This is a genomic window from Flavobacterium sp., from assembly GCF_035299245.1.
Lineage (GTDB): Bacteria > Bacteroidota > Bacteroidia > Flavobacteriales > Flavobacteriaceae > Flavobacterium.
The window spans coordinates 1-18,347 of record NZ_DATGWY010000013.1 but is presented as its reverse complement, the minus strand read 5'-3'; the positions used below and the strand labels follow the sequence as shown (position 1 = coordinate 18,347).

At 35.9% G+C, this 18,347-nt stretch carries 13 protein-coding genes; 4 read left to right on the top strand and 9 right to left on the bottom strand.

Annotated elements, in window-relative coordinates; all coding sequences use genetic code 11:
- Entirely contained in the window at positions 1–345 is a 345-nt protein-coding gene (locus VK161_RS08730; RefSeq protein WP_324214389.1) for a DUF1801 domain-containing protein, read from the top strand.
- A 54-nt stretch (positions 346–399) separates the two neighbouring features.
- Here VK161_RS08730 and VK161_RS08725 read toward each other — a convergent pair whose 3' ends face one another.
- From VK161_RS08725 to VK161_RS08710, 4 genes are all read right to left on the bottom strand, one after another.
- Entirely contained in the window at positions 400–8,514 is an 8,115-nt protein-coding gene (locus tag VK161_RS08725) for a choice-of-anchor L domain-containing protein (protein ID WP_324214388.1), read from the bottom strand.
- A 78-nt stretch (positions 8,515–8,592) separates the two neighbouring features.
- Positions 8,593–9,474 carry a hypothetical protein gene (locus tag VK161_RS08720; RefSeq protein ID WP_324214387.1) on the bottom strand — a complete coding sequence of 294 codons (882 nt, stop codon included), beginning with the start codon at positions 9,472–9,474 and terminating at the stop codon, positions 8,593–8,595.
- Positions 9,475–9,576: 102 nt separating this feature from the next.
- A complete protein-coding gene (gene kdsA / locus VK161_RS08715; protein ID WP_324214386.1) occupies positions 9,577–10,395 on the bottom strand; it encodes a 3-deoxy-8-phosphooctulonate synthase in 819 nt (272 codons plus the stop codon).
- 95 nt (positions 10,396–10,490) lie between these two features.
- Positions 10,491–10,946, bottom strand: a complete 456-nt coding sequence (locus tag VK161_RS08710) for a 2-dehydro-3-deoxyphosphooctonate aldolase (RefSeq protein WP_324214385.1) — start codon at positions 10,944–10,946, stop codon at positions 10,491–10,493.
- Positions 10,947–11,070: 124 nt separating this feature from the next.
- Between VK161_RS08710 and VK161_RS08705 the strand changes: the two genes are divergently transcribed.
- The 3 genes from VK161_RS08705 to VK161_RS08695 all read left to right on the top strand — a co-directional run bounded on the left by VK161_RS08705 (position 11,071) and on the right by VK161_RS08695 (position 12,391).
- Positions 11,071–11,628, top strand: a complete 558-nt coding sequence (locus VK161_RS08705) for a YeeE/YedE family protein (protein WP_324214384.1) — start codon at positions 11,071–11,073, stop codon at positions 11,626–11,628.
- Positions 11,629–11,631: 3 nt separating this feature from the next.
- Complete coding sequence (locus VK161_RS08700) at positions 11,632–12,045, top strand: DUF6691 family protein (protein WP_324214383.1); 414 nt, start codon at positions 11,632–11,634, stop codon at positions 12,043–12,045.
- A 76-nt stretch (positions 12,046–12,121) separates the two neighbouring features.
- A complete protein-coding gene (locus VK161_RS08695) occupies positions 12,122–12,391 on the top strand; it encodes a heavy-metal-associated domain-containing protein (RefSeq protein ID WP_324214382.1) in 270 nt (89 codons plus the stop codon).
- Here VK161_RS08695 and VK161_RS08690 read toward each other — a convergent pair whose 3' ends face one another.
- The 5 genes from VK161_RS08690 to VK161_RS08670 form a co-directional block, all read right to left on the bottom strand.
- Positions 12,392–12,667, bottom strand: a complete 276-nt coding sequence (locus VK161_RS08690) for an ATP-dependent Clp protease adaptor ClpS (protein ID WP_324214381.1) — start codon at positions 12,665–12,667, stop codon at positions 12,392–12,394.
- A 24-nt stretch (positions 12,668–12,691) separates the two neighbouring features.
- A complete protein-coding gene (gene prmA / locus VK161_RS08685; RefSeq protein ID WP_324214380.1) occupies positions 12,692–13,525 on the bottom strand; it encodes a 50S ribosomal protein L11 methyltransferase in 834 nt (277 codons plus the stop codon).
- A 76-nt stretch (positions 13,526–13,601) separates the two neighbouring features.
- Positions 13,602–15,815: a DUF349 domain-containing protein gene (locus tag VK161_RS08680; RefSeq protein WP_324214379.1), complete on the bottom strand. Its 2,214-nt coding sequence runs from the start codon at positions 15,813–15,815 to the stop codon at positions 13,602–13,604.
- 138 nt (positions 15,816–15,953) lie between these two features.
- The gene (aroE, locus tag VK161_RS08675; RefSeq protein ID WP_324214378.1) at positions 15,954–16,703 is read right to left on the bottom strand and encodes a shikimate dehydrogenase; all 750 of its coding nucleotides are present in this window, start codon (positions 16,701–16,703) and stop codon (positions 15,954–15,956) included.
- Complete coding sequence (locus VK161_RS08670; RefSeq protein ID WP_324214377.1) at positions 16,703–18,097, bottom strand: tetratricopeptide repeat protein; 1,395 nt, start codon at positions 18,095–18,097, stop codon at positions 16,703–16,705. Before VK161_RS08670 ends, aroE begins: the two co-directional genes overlap by 1 nt.
- Positions 18,098–18,347: the final 250 nt, after the last annotated feature.

Below are 18,347 nucleotides of genomic sequence, written 5' to 3'. Positions count from 1 at the left end.
ATGAAACCAACCGAAGAATACATACTTCGACAATCAGAAGAATTTCAACAAATACTTTTTTATGTAATTACAGTTGTTGAACAAGAGTTACCCGAAGCAGAATTGTTGTTGAAATGGGGTGTTCCTTATTTTTATTATAAAAAAAAGCCATTTTGTTATTTAGCTCCCAATAAAAGAAGAAGTTTTGTAGATGTTGGATTTGCAAAAGGTTTTCAATTGAAATTACATCAGGATATTTTAGTAGATGAAAATCGAAATACGGTTAAGTCACTTCGTTATTTCAAAATAGATTCTGTTGAAGATAAAGTGCTGAGAGAAATTATAAAAGAGGCTAAATTACTGTAATAAAAAAGGAGGTTGAATTTCAACCTCCTTTTTATTTATATACTAATTTTAAAATTAGTTTTCTCTGTTAATGTAAATCCAGCCTGTTTTAGCAGCTTGATTATCATTAAACTCAATTACATAGTAGTAAGTACCGTCAGGTAATTCCTCACCTTTGTCTGATTGACCTTTCCATTCGTTAGTGTAATTACCTTTGCTGTAAACAACAGTACCGTAACGGTTGTAGATGTTAAGGTTTCTTACATTCAATAAGCGTAAATCGAAGAATTCGTTTTTACCATCATTGTTTGGAGAGATACCATTTTGAATATCACAGAATACTCTAGTAACCGTGTAGATAGCAGTATTTGAACAGCCATCTGCTGTTGTAATTGTTAATGTTACAACCATTGGTAGAGTTACAGAAGTATTATCAGATAAGTATTCAGTTGCATTGAAATCAAAATCAGTTCCAACTATGGTACCATTATACACCCAGCTATACGATGAGGTGTTTTCATCAAAACTATTCTCAGTAGCAAATGGTTCTAAGATGAAAGCATTTCCTTGACATGCACCGTCTATTGCAAAACTAAAGGCACTTTGTAGAGTAACCGTTAGAGTTGTTGTTGTAGCACATTGACCAGCATCAGGAGTAAAGGTGTAAGTTCCACTCACAGAAGTGCTTATTGTGCTTGGTGACCATGAACCAGTTATACCTGTAGATGATGATGTTGGTAATGATGGTGGAGTAGCACCAGGACACAATGTGATACTTGTTCCAAAACTGAAAGTTGGTGTAGTCAATGCATTTACAACAATTGTTCCTGTTAATGAAGCACTACTACATCCGCCAGTTGTTGTAACTGTATAGTTGAATGTACCTGTTACAGTTGGTGTTCCACTGATGGTTAATAAGTCACCTGCTAACGATCCGGTTACACCAGTTGGTAAACCTGTAACAGTAATTCCAGTTGCACCATTAGCTGATTGATAAACAATACTAGTAATTGCCGTATTAACACACAATGTCTGTGTATCATCTCCACTAGAAAGAGCCAGTGTAACATTTGGATTTACCACTAATGTTCCAGTTAAAGTTGCACTACCACAAGTACTCACTGTAGAAACAGTATAGTTGAATGTTCCCGTTTCAGTAGGAGTGCCACTGATGGTGAATGTACCAGCATTGTATGTTCCAGTTACTCCATTTGGTAAGCCAGAAACAGTAACATTAGTTGCGTCAGTCGCTAAATAAGTTATTGAAGCAATTGCTGTATTGATACAAACCGTTTGGTTTTCATTTGCAGATGTCAACGTAAGAGTGACATTTGGATTAACTGTGATAGTTCCAGTTAAACTTACACTTGCACAACTACTAGTTGTAGTTACTGTATATGTAAATACACCTGATTCAGTTGGAGTTCCACTGATAGTTAGTGTACCACTCGCATAAGTTGCAGTTACACCACTTGGCAAGTCAGTCACAGTAACGTCAGTTGCATTAGTTGAACTGTAGGTAATATCCGAAATAGGAGTGTTTATACAAACCGTTTGTGTATTGTTACCAGAAGTTAAGTTCAATGTTGAATCTGGATTCACTATGATTGAACCACCTAAAGTTACTACATTACAACCACCAACAGTGGTTACTGTGTAGTTAAAGGTTCCAGATTCAGTTGGAGATCCGCTAATGGTAAGAACACCATCAGCATAAGTTCCAGTAACACCACTTGGCAATCCGGTCACGGTAACATCAGTTGCATTAACTGAAGTGTAAACAATAGTTTCAATAGGAGTATTGATACAAATATTTTGCTCAGCACTTCCAGATGTTAATGCTAAGGTAACACTTGGTAATAAACTTACTGTTCCGGTTGTTGGTTCAGAACTACATGCTACAGAAGATACTGATACTGCGTCAAGATAGTTTCCTACTGATGGACTTCCACCAGCACTAGATATTGAAACAAAACGAAGAGTATAATTATTACCTGCATTATTAGGAACCAAGTAACTCAAATTATGTAGCACCCATGCTGTATTTCCATCTGTAAATTGACCTAAATTTGTATAAGGTCCACCAACTGGTCCTACTTCTACTGCAACTGTGTCATTTCCTTGACGTCCTCTATGTGCAAATCCGATATTTAGTGTCGAACCTGGCTCAACGGTGAAATCTTGTGAAATGGTTGAAGTAAAGTTAGCATTCATTTCAAGGAATTGGGTTCCTGAGTAAGCCGGTACATTTTCATAATTTGGAGAAGGCCAGAATTCCATTATTCCATCTGACGCACTTGTTCCCCAACACGAAACCGTGTTTTCATTTATCAATGATGGGAATTGACCGGTCACAGTTGGACTTTCAAAATCTAAATTACATGCATTGACTCCGTTTGTACCGGTTATGACTACTGTATAGTCACCAGGAATTGAAGTAGTAAAACTAGCTACGTTTCCTGGATCAGGGAATCCAACAGGAACGGTCCATACGTAATTGTAATTTCCTGGAACTACTGGAGTTGCTGTTACAGTTGCAGATCCACCTTGGCAAATTACAGGATTGTTTACTGTCACTACAGGAGCTCCTGGGTCAACTAGAGTTACAGAAGGACTTAATAGAGTATTACAACTATTAACATTAAAGTTGAAATTAGCGTAAACACCAGCATTTAATCCACTGATTACAATTTCCCCATTAGCATTTGAAGTTAATGTTGTTGGACCAACTGGAGCAGTATCATCTGTATACGTTACAGAGTACGCTTGATTCGGTACTAAATTACTAATTGTTATTGTTCCATTATTACCATTACAGCTCAAAGGATCTGTGCTTGTTATGGCAGCAGGAGCTTGAATGGTAAAGTTAGCAACATAATAATTTCCACCGTTGTCTAATGTTAAGTTGTCGGCACAACCAGTGCTTGTGTTAAAGCTACCGTTAATGTCATAATATACTTGAATTGTATAATTACCTGGAGGTAATGTTGTTAAATCTAATGGAGGAGTACATCCAGCTTGAGATACACATTGCCATTTTTGTTGACCCGTTGTACATGGACCACCGCCAACATCAAAAGTTCCAGTTCCAGTATTACAATCACTAAAGAATGGTAATGGCCATTCGGTAAATACGCCAGGAGTATTGCCAGTTGGGAAAACGCGGTAATTCATTGTAGCGTCACAAACATTACTTGAAGCGGTTTTTTGAGTTTTTAACTCTGCGCCTCGCATAATCAAGGTATTAGAATTTTGAACGTGTATCCCGTAATTCATAGCAAATGTACTGCCATCTTGATTAATTAAGTCTGCACCAGTTCCTGATGTATTAAAGAATTTACCATCATTTTCAGTAGTACAATCTTGCATCCAAACTGCAGAAGCGTATATGCTGATTTCACAAACATTTACAATTACAGTGGTAGTTGCTGAAGCTGTACAACCTGAATTATTAACGGTTACACCATACGTTCCTGCTTGAGATACAGTAATTGAACTAGTATTTCCACCAAAAGGACCTCCGTTGAATGTCCATGTGTAAGTAACATCATTAACATTAAAGTTACCAGGTGTAACAGATAGAGTTCCACTTGAACCAGAACAAATTGTAGTCTCAGGTGTAAGAGTGAACTGTGGAGTCAAATCTTGAACTATTAAGTCAAATTGAGAAGTTCCGAAACAACCCGCTACATTTGTTACTCTAGCATAAATAGTTTGAGTAAACTGTGTTACGTTGGTATATAAGTTAGGTAATGGGTTCACACCAGCAGTAGCATCAGCTTGAGTTAAGTGATAAGTTACAGTGTGCTGAGCAGCAGGATATGTTCCTAATACTGAAGCATTGTTGTTGCTTAATGTAAATTGAGCAAAGCCACTACTGTTACATGCTGTTAGGTTATTTGGAGTTGATAGTACAATTGGATCGTAGTATTCAACTGTAATTGTATCAGTTGCACTACATTGAGTATTATTTAATGTAGCTGTTAAAGTATAGGTACCAGATTGATTAATCAATAAGTTTGGTCCAGTTTCACCATCGATTACGCCATTTTGATTTGACCAAACAAAAGTATATTGATTAGGATCTAAATCACTTGTTAACTGATTTGTATTTCCAGCACAAAGTGCATTTCCAGTTTCGATTAGGAAATCAATTCCTAATTCTAACCCAAAGTTGAAACTACCTCCTTCAAGGAATACAGCAGAGTCAAAAGCAGTATCATTTCTATCTGCAATAACCAATTTAATATGGTATTGCTGACCAGGGATAACTGGTGATGTCGCTGTTAAAGGCACAGTAACACCATTATAATCAATTGGAGCGCCAAGTGGGTTTACACCAGCAGGCAATTGATAAAATTCATCAAAATATTGTGGATTAACAGAAGCACAACCTGCGTTATAAGTATTGTCTCTAATCGTAATAACCGAAATTGGAGTTGTTGTATTAGGAACAATTGCTAAGTTGGTAGTTACACCAGTGCTGTTATTTGTCAGGAAGAAAGCAAAGGCATCAGAGAAATCACATTGGAACGTACCGTACTCTTCTGAAGCAAAGATAAAATCAAAACTAATATTATCAATTAGAGGAATGAAATCAAACTCTAAAATAGAGGCATTATTATAATCCTGTAAGTTAGGATCGATACCTAAGCCTTGTATGTAATTGAATAACTGTGCATCACCAGGCCATCCAAATGCGCCATCACTTAAACCTTCTGTATTCGGTCCTGGAGCGCGAGAATTATCTCCCGTTGACAAAATCACACCATCTTCAAAAGGGAAAGTAGATCCATTTCTGTTGAAATAACCTATACCGTTAACACTTCCAAAGTTTGTTCCCGTTGAAGTTGTTACGTTGGTTACAGAGGCACAAGTAGAGTTGAATAATACATCTTCTACAAGTTCAACGTTTGTATATTGAGTGTCATTTGTAATAATTGGAGGAGGAATTGTTCCAACACAAACCTCAAAAGTAATGTTTTGGTTTGTTGCAAAAGAATCTAAGAATACTCTTATAAAGTATGTTTGACCAATTATTAAACCGGGCAAAGTTCCATCAATATCAAAGAAACAGCCAATCTCAGTTAAATTATTACAATCGCCTGAGTAAACAGCAAATCCTAAGTTAAACTGGTTTCCAACAATATTATTCAAGTTTACCGAATGATTGGCAGATGTTGCAGTGAATTCAAACCAAACATCATCAACGGGTTGACCCGCACAAGCATTAGCCTGACTTGACGGAGTAGAGCCAATCAATGAACCATTTGCAAAATTGGTACATGATTGATCAGGATTTGTTAAAACATCAATAGCTCCATCACAGTCGTCATTTGGAATTAGCGTACAGAAACTTGAAGGACCAGCCCATAAACTTGAATCAGAAGGACTACATACAGCTCTTACATAATAATCGTAACATGTTGCTTCTGTTAGTCCTGTTGCGTTAAATGTAGTAGATGTTGCATCTACCCAGCCTGGTGTTGTAGCATCTGGAGCTGGAGAACCTGCAGGTAAAATTAAAACTTGCCATGCGGTAGCTGTTGAACTATCAGGATTTGGTAATTGGTTCCAGTTAAACGTCGCAGTAGTTAAAGTTATATCTGAATTGGTTAAAGCATTTGGTTTTCTACATGATGGTGGTGGACCGCAAGTCACATTGGCAATCCAACCTGAGAAGTTAACCGAACCATCACTTCTAAATCTGAAAGTTAAACATCCGTCAGCACTTGATGAAGAAAATGGACCGGGTATAGTATTTCCCCAAAATGATCCAGGAAGTCCACCAGGGACATTGTTTGCTGGGTTGTTACTTGCAATTTGAGGAGCTCCTATAGAGTTTCCGTCAAACACATACAATCCATCCCAGTTGGTTTCTGTATCAAATTCTGTAAAAGTTACAGTAACTATTTCGCCAGGAACATCAGGGCAAATGGTTACAATATAGTCAGTATTACTAGTGTAGTTATTGAATGAACCACCTAAATCTGTAAATAATCCTCCACATACTGGGGGTGCGATTTGAGTTGTAATTGTTCTTGGACCAATCCATAAACTGAAATCATTTGGACCACACTCATCTCTAATATAGATGTCGTAGCAAGTATCAGGATCTAATCCTGTTAATAATGCGTCAATATTGGTTGCAGATGTTTGGTATCCAGTAGTCGTTGCATCAGGAGCGGTAGATCCACAAGGTAATGCTATCATGTTAAATGTTGTAGCAGTACTGTTCGAAGTCCAGTTTAAAGTAACTGAATTTGATGTAATAGTAGATGCAGTTAAGCTGTTAGGAGTTGGACAGGTTGGTGGTAATCCACAAGTTACATTAGCAATCCATCCTGAAAAATTAACTGAAAAGTCACTTCTAAAGCGGAATGTTAAACAACCGTCTGGAGTTGAAGATGTAAATGGACCAGGTATTGTGTTACCCCAGAAAGCACCTGGAACTCCGCCAGGTACATTATTTGCCGGATTACCACTTGAAATTTGGTTTGCACCCGAAACATTTCCATTAAATACATATAAACCATCCCAGTTGGTTTCTGTGTCAAATTCAGTAAAAGTTACAGTAACCACTTCACCAGGAACATCTGGGCAAATAGTAACTGTATAATCAGTACTACCTGCATAATCTCCATTTGAACCTCCTGGATCAGTAAATATACCGCCACAAGCTGGTGGAATAGGTTGAGTGATTACATTAGTAACACCAATCCAAATACTAAAATCACTAGGGCCACATTCATCTCTTACATATATATCGTAGCACGTATCAGGGTCTAATCCTGTTAATAATGCGCCAATATTGGTTGCAGATGTTTGATAGCCTGTAGTTGACGCGTTTGGAGGTGTCGATCCACATGGTAATGCTATTAGATTGAAAGTAGTAGCTGAACTGTTTGATGTCCAAGTAGCAGTAGCAGAATTTGATGTTACTCCGTTAACACTCAATCCGTTTGGATTTGGACAAGTAGGAGGAAGACCACAAGTTACATTGGCAATCCAACCTGGATTATTGAAAAAAGCATCACTTAAAAATACAAAAGTCAAACATCCATCAGGACTTGAAGATGTGAACGGACCTGGAAGTGTGTTACCCCAAAAAGCTCCTGGAGTTGTTAAAGGTCCGTTACCAGCAGGGTTATTACTGGCAATTTGAGTAGCTCCTGATATTACGCTACCATTATATACATACATACCATCCCAAAAAGCCTCTGTATTAAAATTAGTAAACGAAACCGTTACAACATCACCTGGAACGTCCGGACAAATTGTTACTGTATCGTTGGCATTGTTAGGATAATTGGCCGTTGTACCACCACTATCTACATAATTACCACCACAAACTGGAGGTAAAGTAGTTGTAGTGTAACAAAATGGCCCAACCCATGCACTAGAAGAAAATTCACATACTGCTCTAACATAGTAACAATAATTTGTGTTTGGAGTTAAACCAGTTTGACTGAATGAAGTAGTTGTTGAAGTGCCTGTAGCAACTCCTGTTGGAGTACCAGTACCTAAAATGTTTTCTATCTCAAAAGTTGTAGCTGAACCAGTCCAACTCAATGTTGCGCCTGTAGCCAATGGAGCGGCAGCTAAGCCAGTTGGGTCAAGACAGCGCTCAATTGCCTGAACATTATCTAAAATCCATCTATCACCACTTAAAGCAGTTCCTGGTTGTGTGTAAACCATTACAAACGCAATGTATACATTGGTTCCAGCATAAGCCGATAAATCAATTACTTTCTCATCACAAATATTAAAAACGGCTGATAATTCATCTTCAGTATACTGTTGAAGAAGAGTATAAGAGCCAGGTACATTTTGAGGTGACGAAGCAGGAGCTATTTTAACCTGATAAAGAGTTCCTTGATTTCCTGCAGTGAAGGTTCTTGAAAAAAATCGGAGTTGTCCATTAATTGGAACTTGGAACGATTTTGTTGCCAAATACTCTTCAGAAGTAACACCTTGAGCAATGTTTTGCCTATTCATGTAGGCTGCAGTAGTGCCTTGACATTGATTGGTAAGGTTGGTTGACCAATTGACAGCACCTCCAACACCGATGTCAAAAACAGCCCAATCTGTTGGTGGGAAAGTAGGACCTTCAAAGCCTTCTAGTGCTAATTGAGAGTAGCCTAAAAATGAAAGCAATGAAAAAAATGAGAGTAGAAATTTTTTTTTCATAAAAATGGTAATATAGTTTTGTTTGATTCGATTAACTAAAGAATACCAAAAATAGAAAAAAAAATTACATTTTAATTATTAAATTTTGAAAATTCCACCAAATGCAATTATTCTCTGTAAAAAGTAAAAACTTTGTTGCGCAGAATCACTTGATGAGCTAGTAGTTTGAATATCATTCATATTAATGTAACCTCCTTTTAATTCAGCTTGAAAAAAGAAATGTTTATATAACGTTACATTCAATCCTACTTTGGCCGAAATACCATATCCAGAAACATGAAATTCATCATGGCGCTCTTTTCCTAAAACTTTTGCATTGGTTTTAGGATATAAAATTCCAGCACCAATTCCTTCCGTTATATTAAATTGGACTTTATCGGTATTATTTATTTTGAAAATTTTTGAAACATCATCAAATCGGCAAAATTCAGTATTGATGTAATTTAAACCATCAGTGTGCTCAAAAGTTAAAAAAGGAGGTAATGGCCCTTGATCATTTTCATCAAAATTAGTCAGAAAGTTTACTGGAGTATTCGTGTAAGTTCCGTTGTAAATTGAACCTGGGTCAGAAGATGGAAGATTAACATATCCATTTACAATTGCTGTTTGAGTTTGGGTCATCACATATTTCATATGATCTAGACCGATAGAAACATTGTATTTGTCACTAATAAAATATCCCATTCTGAAGTTGGTTTGCGGAATGGTTATTCGTTTCGGATTAACATAATCAATATGCCAGCCTTTTGGTTTGTCTTCTGCTTGTGCATTTTCAACTGTAAAGTTGTAGTTTTCTCCTTTAAATGTAATGTCTGAATCGGAGAAACTTTCTCTGTTTCCGCCCCAAAAAAAGTAAAATTTCCCTTTGTTGTGAGCAGTATATCTGTCTTTTGAAATTGGATTTTCTTGTGAAAAAGCAAAATTTAAAAATAAGAGCGGAAGTAAATAATGAACTTTCATTTGTGATAGTTGTATAAAATCGGATTGGTGTAGAAAACTTATTTAGATAATAAAAGGTAAGAGCTAAAAAGATAATTTAAACCAATAGTGCTATTATGTGTTTTAAAATTGATTAATTGTTTTTCTGATGGCAACTAATTTGGTCATTAAATCTTCAAAATAATCCAAATGAAGCATGTTAGCACCATCACTTTTGGCATTGGCGGGATCAAAATGGGTTTCAATGAATAATCCGTCAACACCCACTGCAATTCCTGCTTTGGCAATCGTTTCGATCATATCAGGTCTTCCGCCTGTAACGCCTGCCGTTTGGTTAGGCTGTTGAAGCGAATGGGTAACATCCAAAACAGTTGTAGCGTAATTTTGCATGGTTGGAATTCCTCTGAAATCAACAATCATATCCTGATAACCAAACATGGTTCCTCTATCAGTAACCATCACATTTTGATTGTTGCAATCCAAAACTTTCTGCACTGCGTGTTTCATGCTTTCCGGACTCATGAATTGTCCTTTTTTCAAATTTACCGTTTTTCCAGTATTAGCCGCAGCTACCACCAAATCGGTTTGACGAACCAAAAAAGCCGGAATTTGAAGCACATCTACATATTCGGCAGCCATTGCCGCATCCTCATTAGTGTGAATGTCAGTAATCGTTGGAACTTTAAATGTTTCAGAAACCTTTCTCAGAATTTTCAAGGCTTTTTCATCTCCAATTCCAGAAAAACTATCAATTCGAGAACGATTGGCTTTTTTGAATGATCCTTTAAAAACGAAAGGAATCTCCAATTTGTTGGTGATTTCTAATAATCGTTCAGCAATTTTCATTGCCATTTCTTCTCCTTCAATGGCGCATGGACCGGCTAAAATAAAGAAGTTTCCGCTTGAAGTATGTTGTATCTGTGGAATAGATTGTATGTTCATAATGAGCTTTTTATTTGCCGTGCAAAGATAATAAGAAATACGGCTAAAACGAATGAGAAAACCTTAGTAAAAAGTTAATTAATTGAAATTTAAGCTTAATTGTCAGAAGTGTTGATTTCAAATCCTTTAGGACACATAACTTTTCCTTTTTCGAATACATTAAAATATAATTGAACCTTTTTTCCAGATGGTTCAAAAGTGACTTCATAAATATCTAATGTTCCTGCGCCCATAACTGATTTTTTGGATGGAAATGGACAACAAGTTTCAATTTTAACAAAAGTGAATTTTTCTTTTTTTTCTCCTAATAATGCATTAAAGAAATACTGAATGTTCTTCGGACCTTCACTTTCTTTATTAAAACCTAAATTAATAGGATAGTCAGGATCATAACCGTATTTTTTATCCGAACTGTATTCGGTAATCACAAATCGATTGTTCTTAATAGCGGGTTTGACCGCTGTATCGTCTATGTTTTTGATGGTCAACTTAGTACTTACACACGAGAATAATGTAAAACAAACCAATCCTAATACTATAATTTTTTTCATGCTGTTTTTTATTATGATGAGTACAAAAATACTGCCATTTTAGATATTTTTCTTAATTATTATAACAGGATTTTGGGAAATGTTTAGATTTGGATATTTATTTTTGTAACCAAAACCTAATTAAATGGAATTATTAAAAAATACATGGCATTGGTCAATATCAGGATTTTTAATCGGGATGGTTTTATTACTATTGACGTATTTCGGTAAAAATTTCGGAATGTCTTCCAATCTTCGAAGTTTGTGTTCGATGACCGGAATTGGTAAACGCATTCCTTTTTTTGATTGGGATTGGAAAGCGCAACGGTGGAATTTGACGGTAGTTTTCGGAGCAATGCTCGGCGGTTATTTTGCCGTTCACTTTTTATCCGATGCTTCAAATGTTAGTATAAATCCGGATACTATTGAGCAATTAAATCAAATGGGAATCGAAAGTCCGAATGGTAAATTACTTCCCGAAGCACTTTTTGGTTCTTCGGTTTGGTCTTCTGCAAAATTGATTTTTATCCTAATTTTTGGTGGATTTTTAATCGGATTCGGTTCGCGTTATGCTGGCGGATGTACTTCAGGACACGCTATATCAGGTTTGAGTAATCTTCAAAAACCATCATTAAAAGCGGTAATCGGATTTTTTATTGGTGGATTAATCATGTCGCATTTTGTTTTACCCTTATTGTTCTAAATCATGAATTTACTTAAATATTTACTAGTCGGATTTGTATTTGGTGTTGTTTTAACCAAAAGTGAAGCAGTGTCATGGTACCGCATTTATGAAATGTTTCAATTTCAGTCGTTTCATATGTACGGGATTATTATGGTGGCGATTGCAACGGGTTTGATCGGAATTCAAATCATCAAAAGAAATAAATTAAAAGACATCAAAGGTCTTCCGATCGTCATTCAAGATAAAGAAAAAGGAACGTTTCGTTATTGGATTGGCGGAATGATTTTTGGGTTGGGTTGGGCGTTAGTTGGCGCTTGTCCTGGCCCCATTTTTATCTTAATTGGTGCTGGTTTTTCTACTGTATTTTTGGTTTTTATTGGCGCACTTTTGGGAACCTTTATTTACGGAGTAATAAAAGATTATTTACCTCACTAATCATTTTTGTGTGACATTTGTCACATTCTGTTTCTTGCGATTGAATTAATTTTGTAGTCAGATAAATGATTCGATTATGAAAACTATTTCATTACAAATTCAAAACGTAAAATGCAACGGTTGTGCCAACACAATCACCAATAAACTATCCGATTTAATCAATGTTTCAAATGTAGTAGTGGATGTAGAAAACGGTTCGGTAACTTTTGATTACACTGATGAGTTGGCTTTACTCAATGCCAAAGAAACATTAAAATTAAATGGTTATCCTCAAGTAGGTGAAGCCAATCCGTTTGGAACGAAAGCCAAATCGTTTGTAAGTTGTGCTATTGGAAGAATGAGTTAATTAAATGATTTCGGCGCTCAAACCCGCTTCTAAAAGTTGGGTGCATTGCGGTTTTAATTCATCAAAATGGCCAGTTTTTACAGTACACTTTCCAGTGTAATGAACTAGTATTGCGCATTGCTCTGCTTGTTCTGAAGTGTGTTTGCAAACGCGAATAAGTGTGTCAATTACGTGGTCAAACGTATTCACGTCGTCGTTATACAAAACAATTTCATTGTTGATTCCAGTTAATTCTTCAACAAGTACTTCTTCTTTTACTTTCTCTATCGTGCTCATAATGAATTTGAAAAAATAATGGTACTAATTTACATATTTTAGAGAAACCCAATTATTCCGTTCTAATTTTTTAACAAATGTCAACCCTTTTTCGGTACATGATGCATCGATAAACGGAATGTCTTCATTGTAAAATCCACTTAAAAGCAAAACGCCATTCGGATTCATGCAATCTACATACTGTTGCATATCGTTCAACAAAATATTTCTATTGATGTTGGCAATGATTAAGTCGTATTTTTTTCCTTTTAACAATGCAGCATCGCCTTCGTAAACCGAAATCTGATGGCAATTGTTACGTTCAGCATTTTCAATAGAATTCAGATAACACCAATTATCGATATCGATGGCATCTATCGGATGAGCACCTTTCATTTCGGCTAAAATGGCCAAAATTGCCGTTCCGCAACCCATATCCAGAGTTTTCATGTCAGCAACATCCATATCCAATAAATGTTGTATCATCATGTGTGTCGTTTCGTGATGACCCGTTCCGAAACTCATTTTTGGTTCGATTACAATGTCAAATTCAGCCGAAGTTTTTGGGTGAAATGGAGCGCGAACATGGCATTTCCCATCTACATCAATCGGTTCGAAGTTCTTTTCCCATTCTTCGTTCCAATTCACTTGTTCGATTTCTTCAAATGCATACGAAATAGTAAATTCAGGTGAACTCAGAAGGTATACATCTTCTAGTACATCCTCAGTCCAAAATTCTTTTTGAATGTAAGCCGAAAATCCTTCTTCGGTTTCAATAAAACTTTCGAAGGGTTTTTCACCTAATTCGGCAATTAATATTTCCGTTCCTAATTCTTTTGGTTCCACTTTAAAATGGTATCCGATGTATACATTTGACATTGATGAAATTTTTTGCAAAGGTAATTTATTTTACTAAAAAAGCCCTTCCGAAGAAGAGCTTTTAAAGGTTGGTTGGTTATTGTTCTTTATTGAGATTTCTCAATTGTTTCAATTTGTCTTTCCATACTTGCAATTCCTCTTTTTGGCGTTCGATGTTTTTGCGAACTTCTTTCACCATCGGATTGTCTGCCTTGGCATTGGCAAAAAACTGAATGTTGTTTTCCAATTGGAAAATCTCTCCTTGAATCTCGTCAATCTTACGCATCATGAAGATTTTTTCGTTATCCAATTTTCTGCTATCGTCTGAACTTGACAATTGATCCAAGCGATTGGCAAAACGCATCATTTCGCCTTCTTTTTTGCTTGAACTTAATTTTTCAAACAAGGCATCCAGAATTTTATTGAACTTTCCTTCAATATGTCTTCTGTTGAATGGAACGCGTCCGATTGATTTCCATGCTTCGATATGTGCTTTGATGGCATCCAAATCAGTTTTGTGATCACCAACTAATTCGAATGATTTCAAGGTTTCTAAGTATTCTTTTTTCTTTTCAAAAGCAGCTACTTCTTCGGCATTTTCTTCTTTTTTACTGTCTTTCAAACGTTCAAAATAATGATTACAAGCCGCTTTGAATTCGCCCCATAACTTATCCGAAAATTTCCTTGGAACATGACCAACGGTTCTCCATTCTTCCTGAATTTGTTTCATGATTGGAGTAGTGGCAGCAAAATCTTCGCTGTCTTTCAATTCATTGGCTTTAGCAACCAAGGCTTGTTTCTTGCTTAAATTATCGTTTTGATCTTTTTTGATTTCTTTGTAAAACGAATTTTTAAGCACATTAAAATCTTTAACAGCTTTTTTGAATTCGGCCCACGTTTGTTCGTTCACTTCACTCGGAACTTTTCCTGCAGCGAAGAACGTATTGCGTAATGCTTCTACTTTCTCCATTTGCGCTTGCCAAGCAGCATGTGAATCTACTTTTTCAGTAGCTAAAACTTCAATTTGAGCAATGATTTCTTTTTTCTTAGCTAAATTTTCGTTCTCTTTTTCACGGAAACCTTCATAGAAAGCTTCGCGTTTGTCGTGCATTTGTTTGGTTAAGTCGCTAAACTGAACCCAAATTGCTTCACGTTGATCACGAGAAACAGGTCCGATTTCTTCTTTCCAAATGCGGTGTAAATCTTGTAATTCTCTGAACGCTTTATTGATATCACTTTCGTGCAACAATTCTTCAACACGAGCAATGATTTTTTGTTTTTGTTCTAAATTGTGTTTGAAGTCCAAATCACGTGCTTCACGGTCTAAGTGTAAAAAGTCGTAAAAGTTTTCAATGTGAAAATGGTAATTGTTCCAAACGTGGTTGTATTTGTCTTTCGGAATTGGTCCGGCGTTTTTCCAGCGTTCTCTAATGTCGTTCAATTGTTTCAACGAATTAGCGATATTTCCAGTTGGATTGTTCACTAGATTTTTCAATTCTTCTACCAAATCCAAACGGTTTTTCAAATTGGCTTCCAAATTACTTTGAAGTGATTTGAAATGAGCCGCTTTTTTGGTTCGGTATTGATTGTATAAATTATCAAAATTGGTTTTTAATGGCAAATGATAGTGGAAATCTTCAGTTGTGTCTGGATTTTCTGCGTGAAATTCATCCTTTTTCTCATCAATAAAATGATGGTATTTTTCTAAGAATGATTTTCTTACTTCTTCAACATGGTCTTTTACTGACATTACTTTTTCAACAGCAACCAACTTCTCTAATTCATCAACAAGTTTTTCCATCGACATTGCCTCATAATCTTCCATCGGAATATCATGACGATCTTTCAAGGTTTCATCTTCGCTTTCTTCTGCGTTTACGTTCGAAATGGCGTTCATCACCACATCCGATTCACTTTCGTAAACCACACTGTCGTCAGCTACTTCTTCGTCAGTAAGTTCGATTACATTTTCAGCTTCTGCTTCCACAGTTGGAGTTTCTTCTTTAACTTCTTCTGACGTTTCTGCAGTAGTTTCAGCAATAACTTCATCAAGTACTTCGGTTTCAGTGCCACTTTCAATCTCTTCACCAACCAAATCTTCGATTTCAGGTTGCGCCTGAACTTCCGTTTCTTCGGTTAATGGAGCTTCTACTTCTGTGTCAGGAACTAAATTTTCTGTAGCTTCAACAGTATTAGAAACTGCTTCAACTTCTTGGTTTTCAGTAGAAATTGTTTCTTGAGTTTCGTTGTTTGCATTTCCGTCTGCCTCATTTTCGTTCACAGGCAGGTTATCATTCTTTTCTTCTAACATTATAAAATGTGTAAGGTTATACAATTTTTGAGGGCGAAAGATAGTAAACACCTACGAAAATTCAAAGAAAATCAACGGTTTCTCGAAACTTTTTAAGATTCATAACGTTAAAAAAGAGTGTTTCAAAAAAAGATTGAATTATTTATTCCAAATATTCCAAGCTTTTTCGGCTTGTAAAACCAACATTTCGTAGCCGTTTTTTATAACAGCACCTTTTTTCTTAGCTTTTTTTAGAAATTGACTTTCGGCGGGATTGTAAATCAAATCGTACGCCAAATGCTGTGGAGTAAAATACTCGTAAGGAATAGGAGGAAAGTCTTTAGTGTTGGGTTTAGTTCCCAATGGAGTGCAATTGATAATGATTTGATAATTATCAAATGAAGTAATGTTTACCCGATTGTAATCGATGCTGTTTTCACCTGCTTCTCGCGATACAAAAGTGTAGAAAATGTCCAGTTCTTCTAAGGCAAATGCAACGGCTTTAGCAGCGCCTCCGGTTCCTAGAATCAAGGCTTTTTTATGGTGAGGTTCTAGTAAAGGTTCGATGGATTTTTTAAAGCCATAATAATCTGAATTGTAGCCCTTTAATTTTCCTTTTTTGGTAAAACGAATGACGTTTACAGCACCAATCAAAGTGGCTTTTTTAGACAATTTATCCAAATACGGAATGATGGTTTCTTTGTAAGGAATAGTGACATTCAATCCCTTTAAATCGGATTTTTTTTTGATGATATCAGGAAATGATTCGATTGATTCAATGTCGAAATTTTCGTAGGTACAATCGTTAAAAAGTTCGGCAGAAAATTTTTCTTTAAAATATTTTTTTGAAAACGAATAGGAAATGTTTCTGCCTATCAAACCAAAACGTTTTAGGCTTTTTTGTTCCATTAATTCTCGTATTTTTTGATGTAATTCTGCACTTTTTTTCTACTCCAAACTGCAGGATAAAGTTCTTCAACAATAAAACGATTGTTGAAGTTCAAGCGCAAGGCATTACTCAAATGAAACGTTCCTTTTTTATCGTCGGATTGAGTAAAATACAAACCTGCCAAACGGTATTCGATTTGGTACTCTTCTGGGAAAAATTCAGAAGCTTGTAGTAAGGTTTGTATAGCACTTTCAAATTCTCCAAGGAATTGTAAAATATCCACCCAAAATAGCCAAGTGTCTAAATTTCCATCCCCAAACTCAACGGCTTTACGGTAACCATGTTCGGCTTCTTCAAAGAAATTCATTGCTTTGTTGATGGTTGCATAGCGTTTCCAATACGCACGATTTTGGTCGTCAATGGCAATGGCTTTGTTAACGTAAAACAACGCTTTTTGGAAGTTCTTTTGGCGAACATAAAAATCGGTTATGGCAATCCAGCCTTTGTCTAAAAGCGGATCTTCATGAACGGTTTTGTTGAAGTATTTTAGTGCTTCGGCTTTATTGCCTAATTTTTCATAACATTTACCAATACGCAACAATGCATACGAAGTTGGGTCATCCAACTCGATGGTTCTGTTGTAGCTTTCAATAGCATCTTCGTAGCGTTTTAGTCTTTCTAGTGCTTTGCCTTTTTCCATAAACGCACCTAAAAAATACTCGTCGATGTACGTTGAAAACTCAAATGCTCGAACCGCGTTTTCGTAATCTTTTATTCCGTAATACAAGCGACCTGATTGATGCCAGGCAATTTCGCTGTAGGGATTTCGGTCGATATAGGTTTTCAGGTATTCAATTGCTTCAACGTTTTGATCTAAAAATTCAAAGCAATACACTACATTATATAAGGCAGATTGATCGTTAATGTCTTCTTCCAAACATTTGATGAAATTTTCTTTAGCCATTTCAAGGTTGTCCATGAACAAGTATTCCATTCCAATCAAATTGTAGACATCGGCAAAATCATCAGTGAATTTTAACGCTTCTTCAAGCAATTCTACTGCTTTTTCGTGATTGTCTCGTTTGGAATAAATATTGGCTTTTTGAATAAAAATTTCTTCGTTAGTCGGTTCAATAGCATACAATTCGTTAAGCAATTTTTCAGCCATATCGAGTTTGTCATCGTATACTAACATTTCAACCTGAACCAGTTTAAGTCCAGTTGATTTTGGGTGTTGTTCTAATCCTAATTTTAGTGCTTTTTTTGCTAAGCTGGCTTTACCCATATCGAGGTAATGAAGAATAATTTCCTCAAATTCCTCTGAGTCAAAAAAGAATACCTTGTTGGTTTTCAACATTGATTCAAATTTTGATAAGGATAAATTGTAGTCTTCTTCTTCGTGTTCCAAATGCATAGCTTTAATATTTAAAATTATCCTTAATAAAAGTAGGTAACTTAGTTTGTTTTGTGAGAAAAAAGAGTAATTGTTTTGAACAATTTAATTAACAAGTAACTAATTGATAATTAACAATTGATAATTAACAATTAACACAATAAATAATTAGCTAAAGAGTTTTCCATTATCCATTATCCATTATCCATTATCCATTATCCATTATCCATTATCCATTATCCATTATCCATTATCCATTATCCATTATCCA

Excerpts from the sequence above, each read along its gene's own strand:
- VK161_RS08730 (WP_324214389.1), top strand. The coding sequence starts at position 1 with ATGAAACCAACCGAAGAATACATACTTCGACAATCAGAAGAATTTCAA.
- VK161_RS08725 (WP_324214388.1), bottom strand. The coding sequence starts at position 8,514 with ATGAAAAAAAAATTTCTACTCTCATTTTTTTCATTGCTTTCATTTTTA.
- VK161_RS08720 (WP_324214387.1), bottom strand. The coding sequence starts at position 9,474 with ATGAAAGTTCATTATTTACTTCCGCTCTTATTTTTAAATTTTGCTTTT.
- kdsA (WP_324214386.1), bottom strand. The coding sequence starts at position 10,395 with ATGAACATACAATCTATTCCACAGATACAACATACTTCAAGCGGAAAC.
- VK161_RS08710 (WP_324214385.1), bottom strand. The coding sequence starts at position 10,946 with ATGAAAAAAATTATAGTATTAGGATTGGTTTGTTTTACATTATTCTCG.
- VK161_RS08705 (WP_324214384.1), top strand. The coding sequence starts at position 11,071 with ATGGAATTATTAAAAAATACATGGCATTGGTCAATATCAGGATTTTTA.
- VK161_RS08700 (WP_324214383.1), top strand. The coding sequence starts at position 11,632 with ATGAATTTACTTAAATATTTACTAGTCGGATTTGTATTTGGTGTTGTT.
- VK161_RS08695 (WP_324214382.1), top strand. The coding sequence starts at position 12,122 with ATGAAAACTATTTCATTACAAATTCAAAACGTAAAATGCAACGGTTGT.
- VK161_RS08690 (WP_324214381.1), bottom strand. The coding sequence starts at position 12,667 with ATGAGCACGATAGAGAAAGTAAAAGAAGAAGTACTTGTTGAAGAATTA.
- prmA (WP_324214380.1), bottom strand. The coding sequence starts at position 13,525 with ATGTCAAATGTATACATCGGATACCATTTTAAAGTGGAACCAAAAGAA.
- VK161_RS08680 (WP_324214379.1), bottom strand. The coding sequence starts at position 15,815 with ATGTTAGAAGAAAAGAATGATAACCTGCCTGTGAACGAAAATGAGGCA.
- aroE (WP_324214378.1), bottom strand. The coding sequence starts at position 16,703 with ATGGAACAAAAAAGCCTAAAACGTTTTGGTTTGATAGGCAGAAACATT.
- VK161_RS08670 (WP_324214377.1), bottom strand. The coding sequence starts at position 18,097 with ATGCATTTGGAACACGAAGAAGAAGACTACAATTTATCCTTATCAAAA.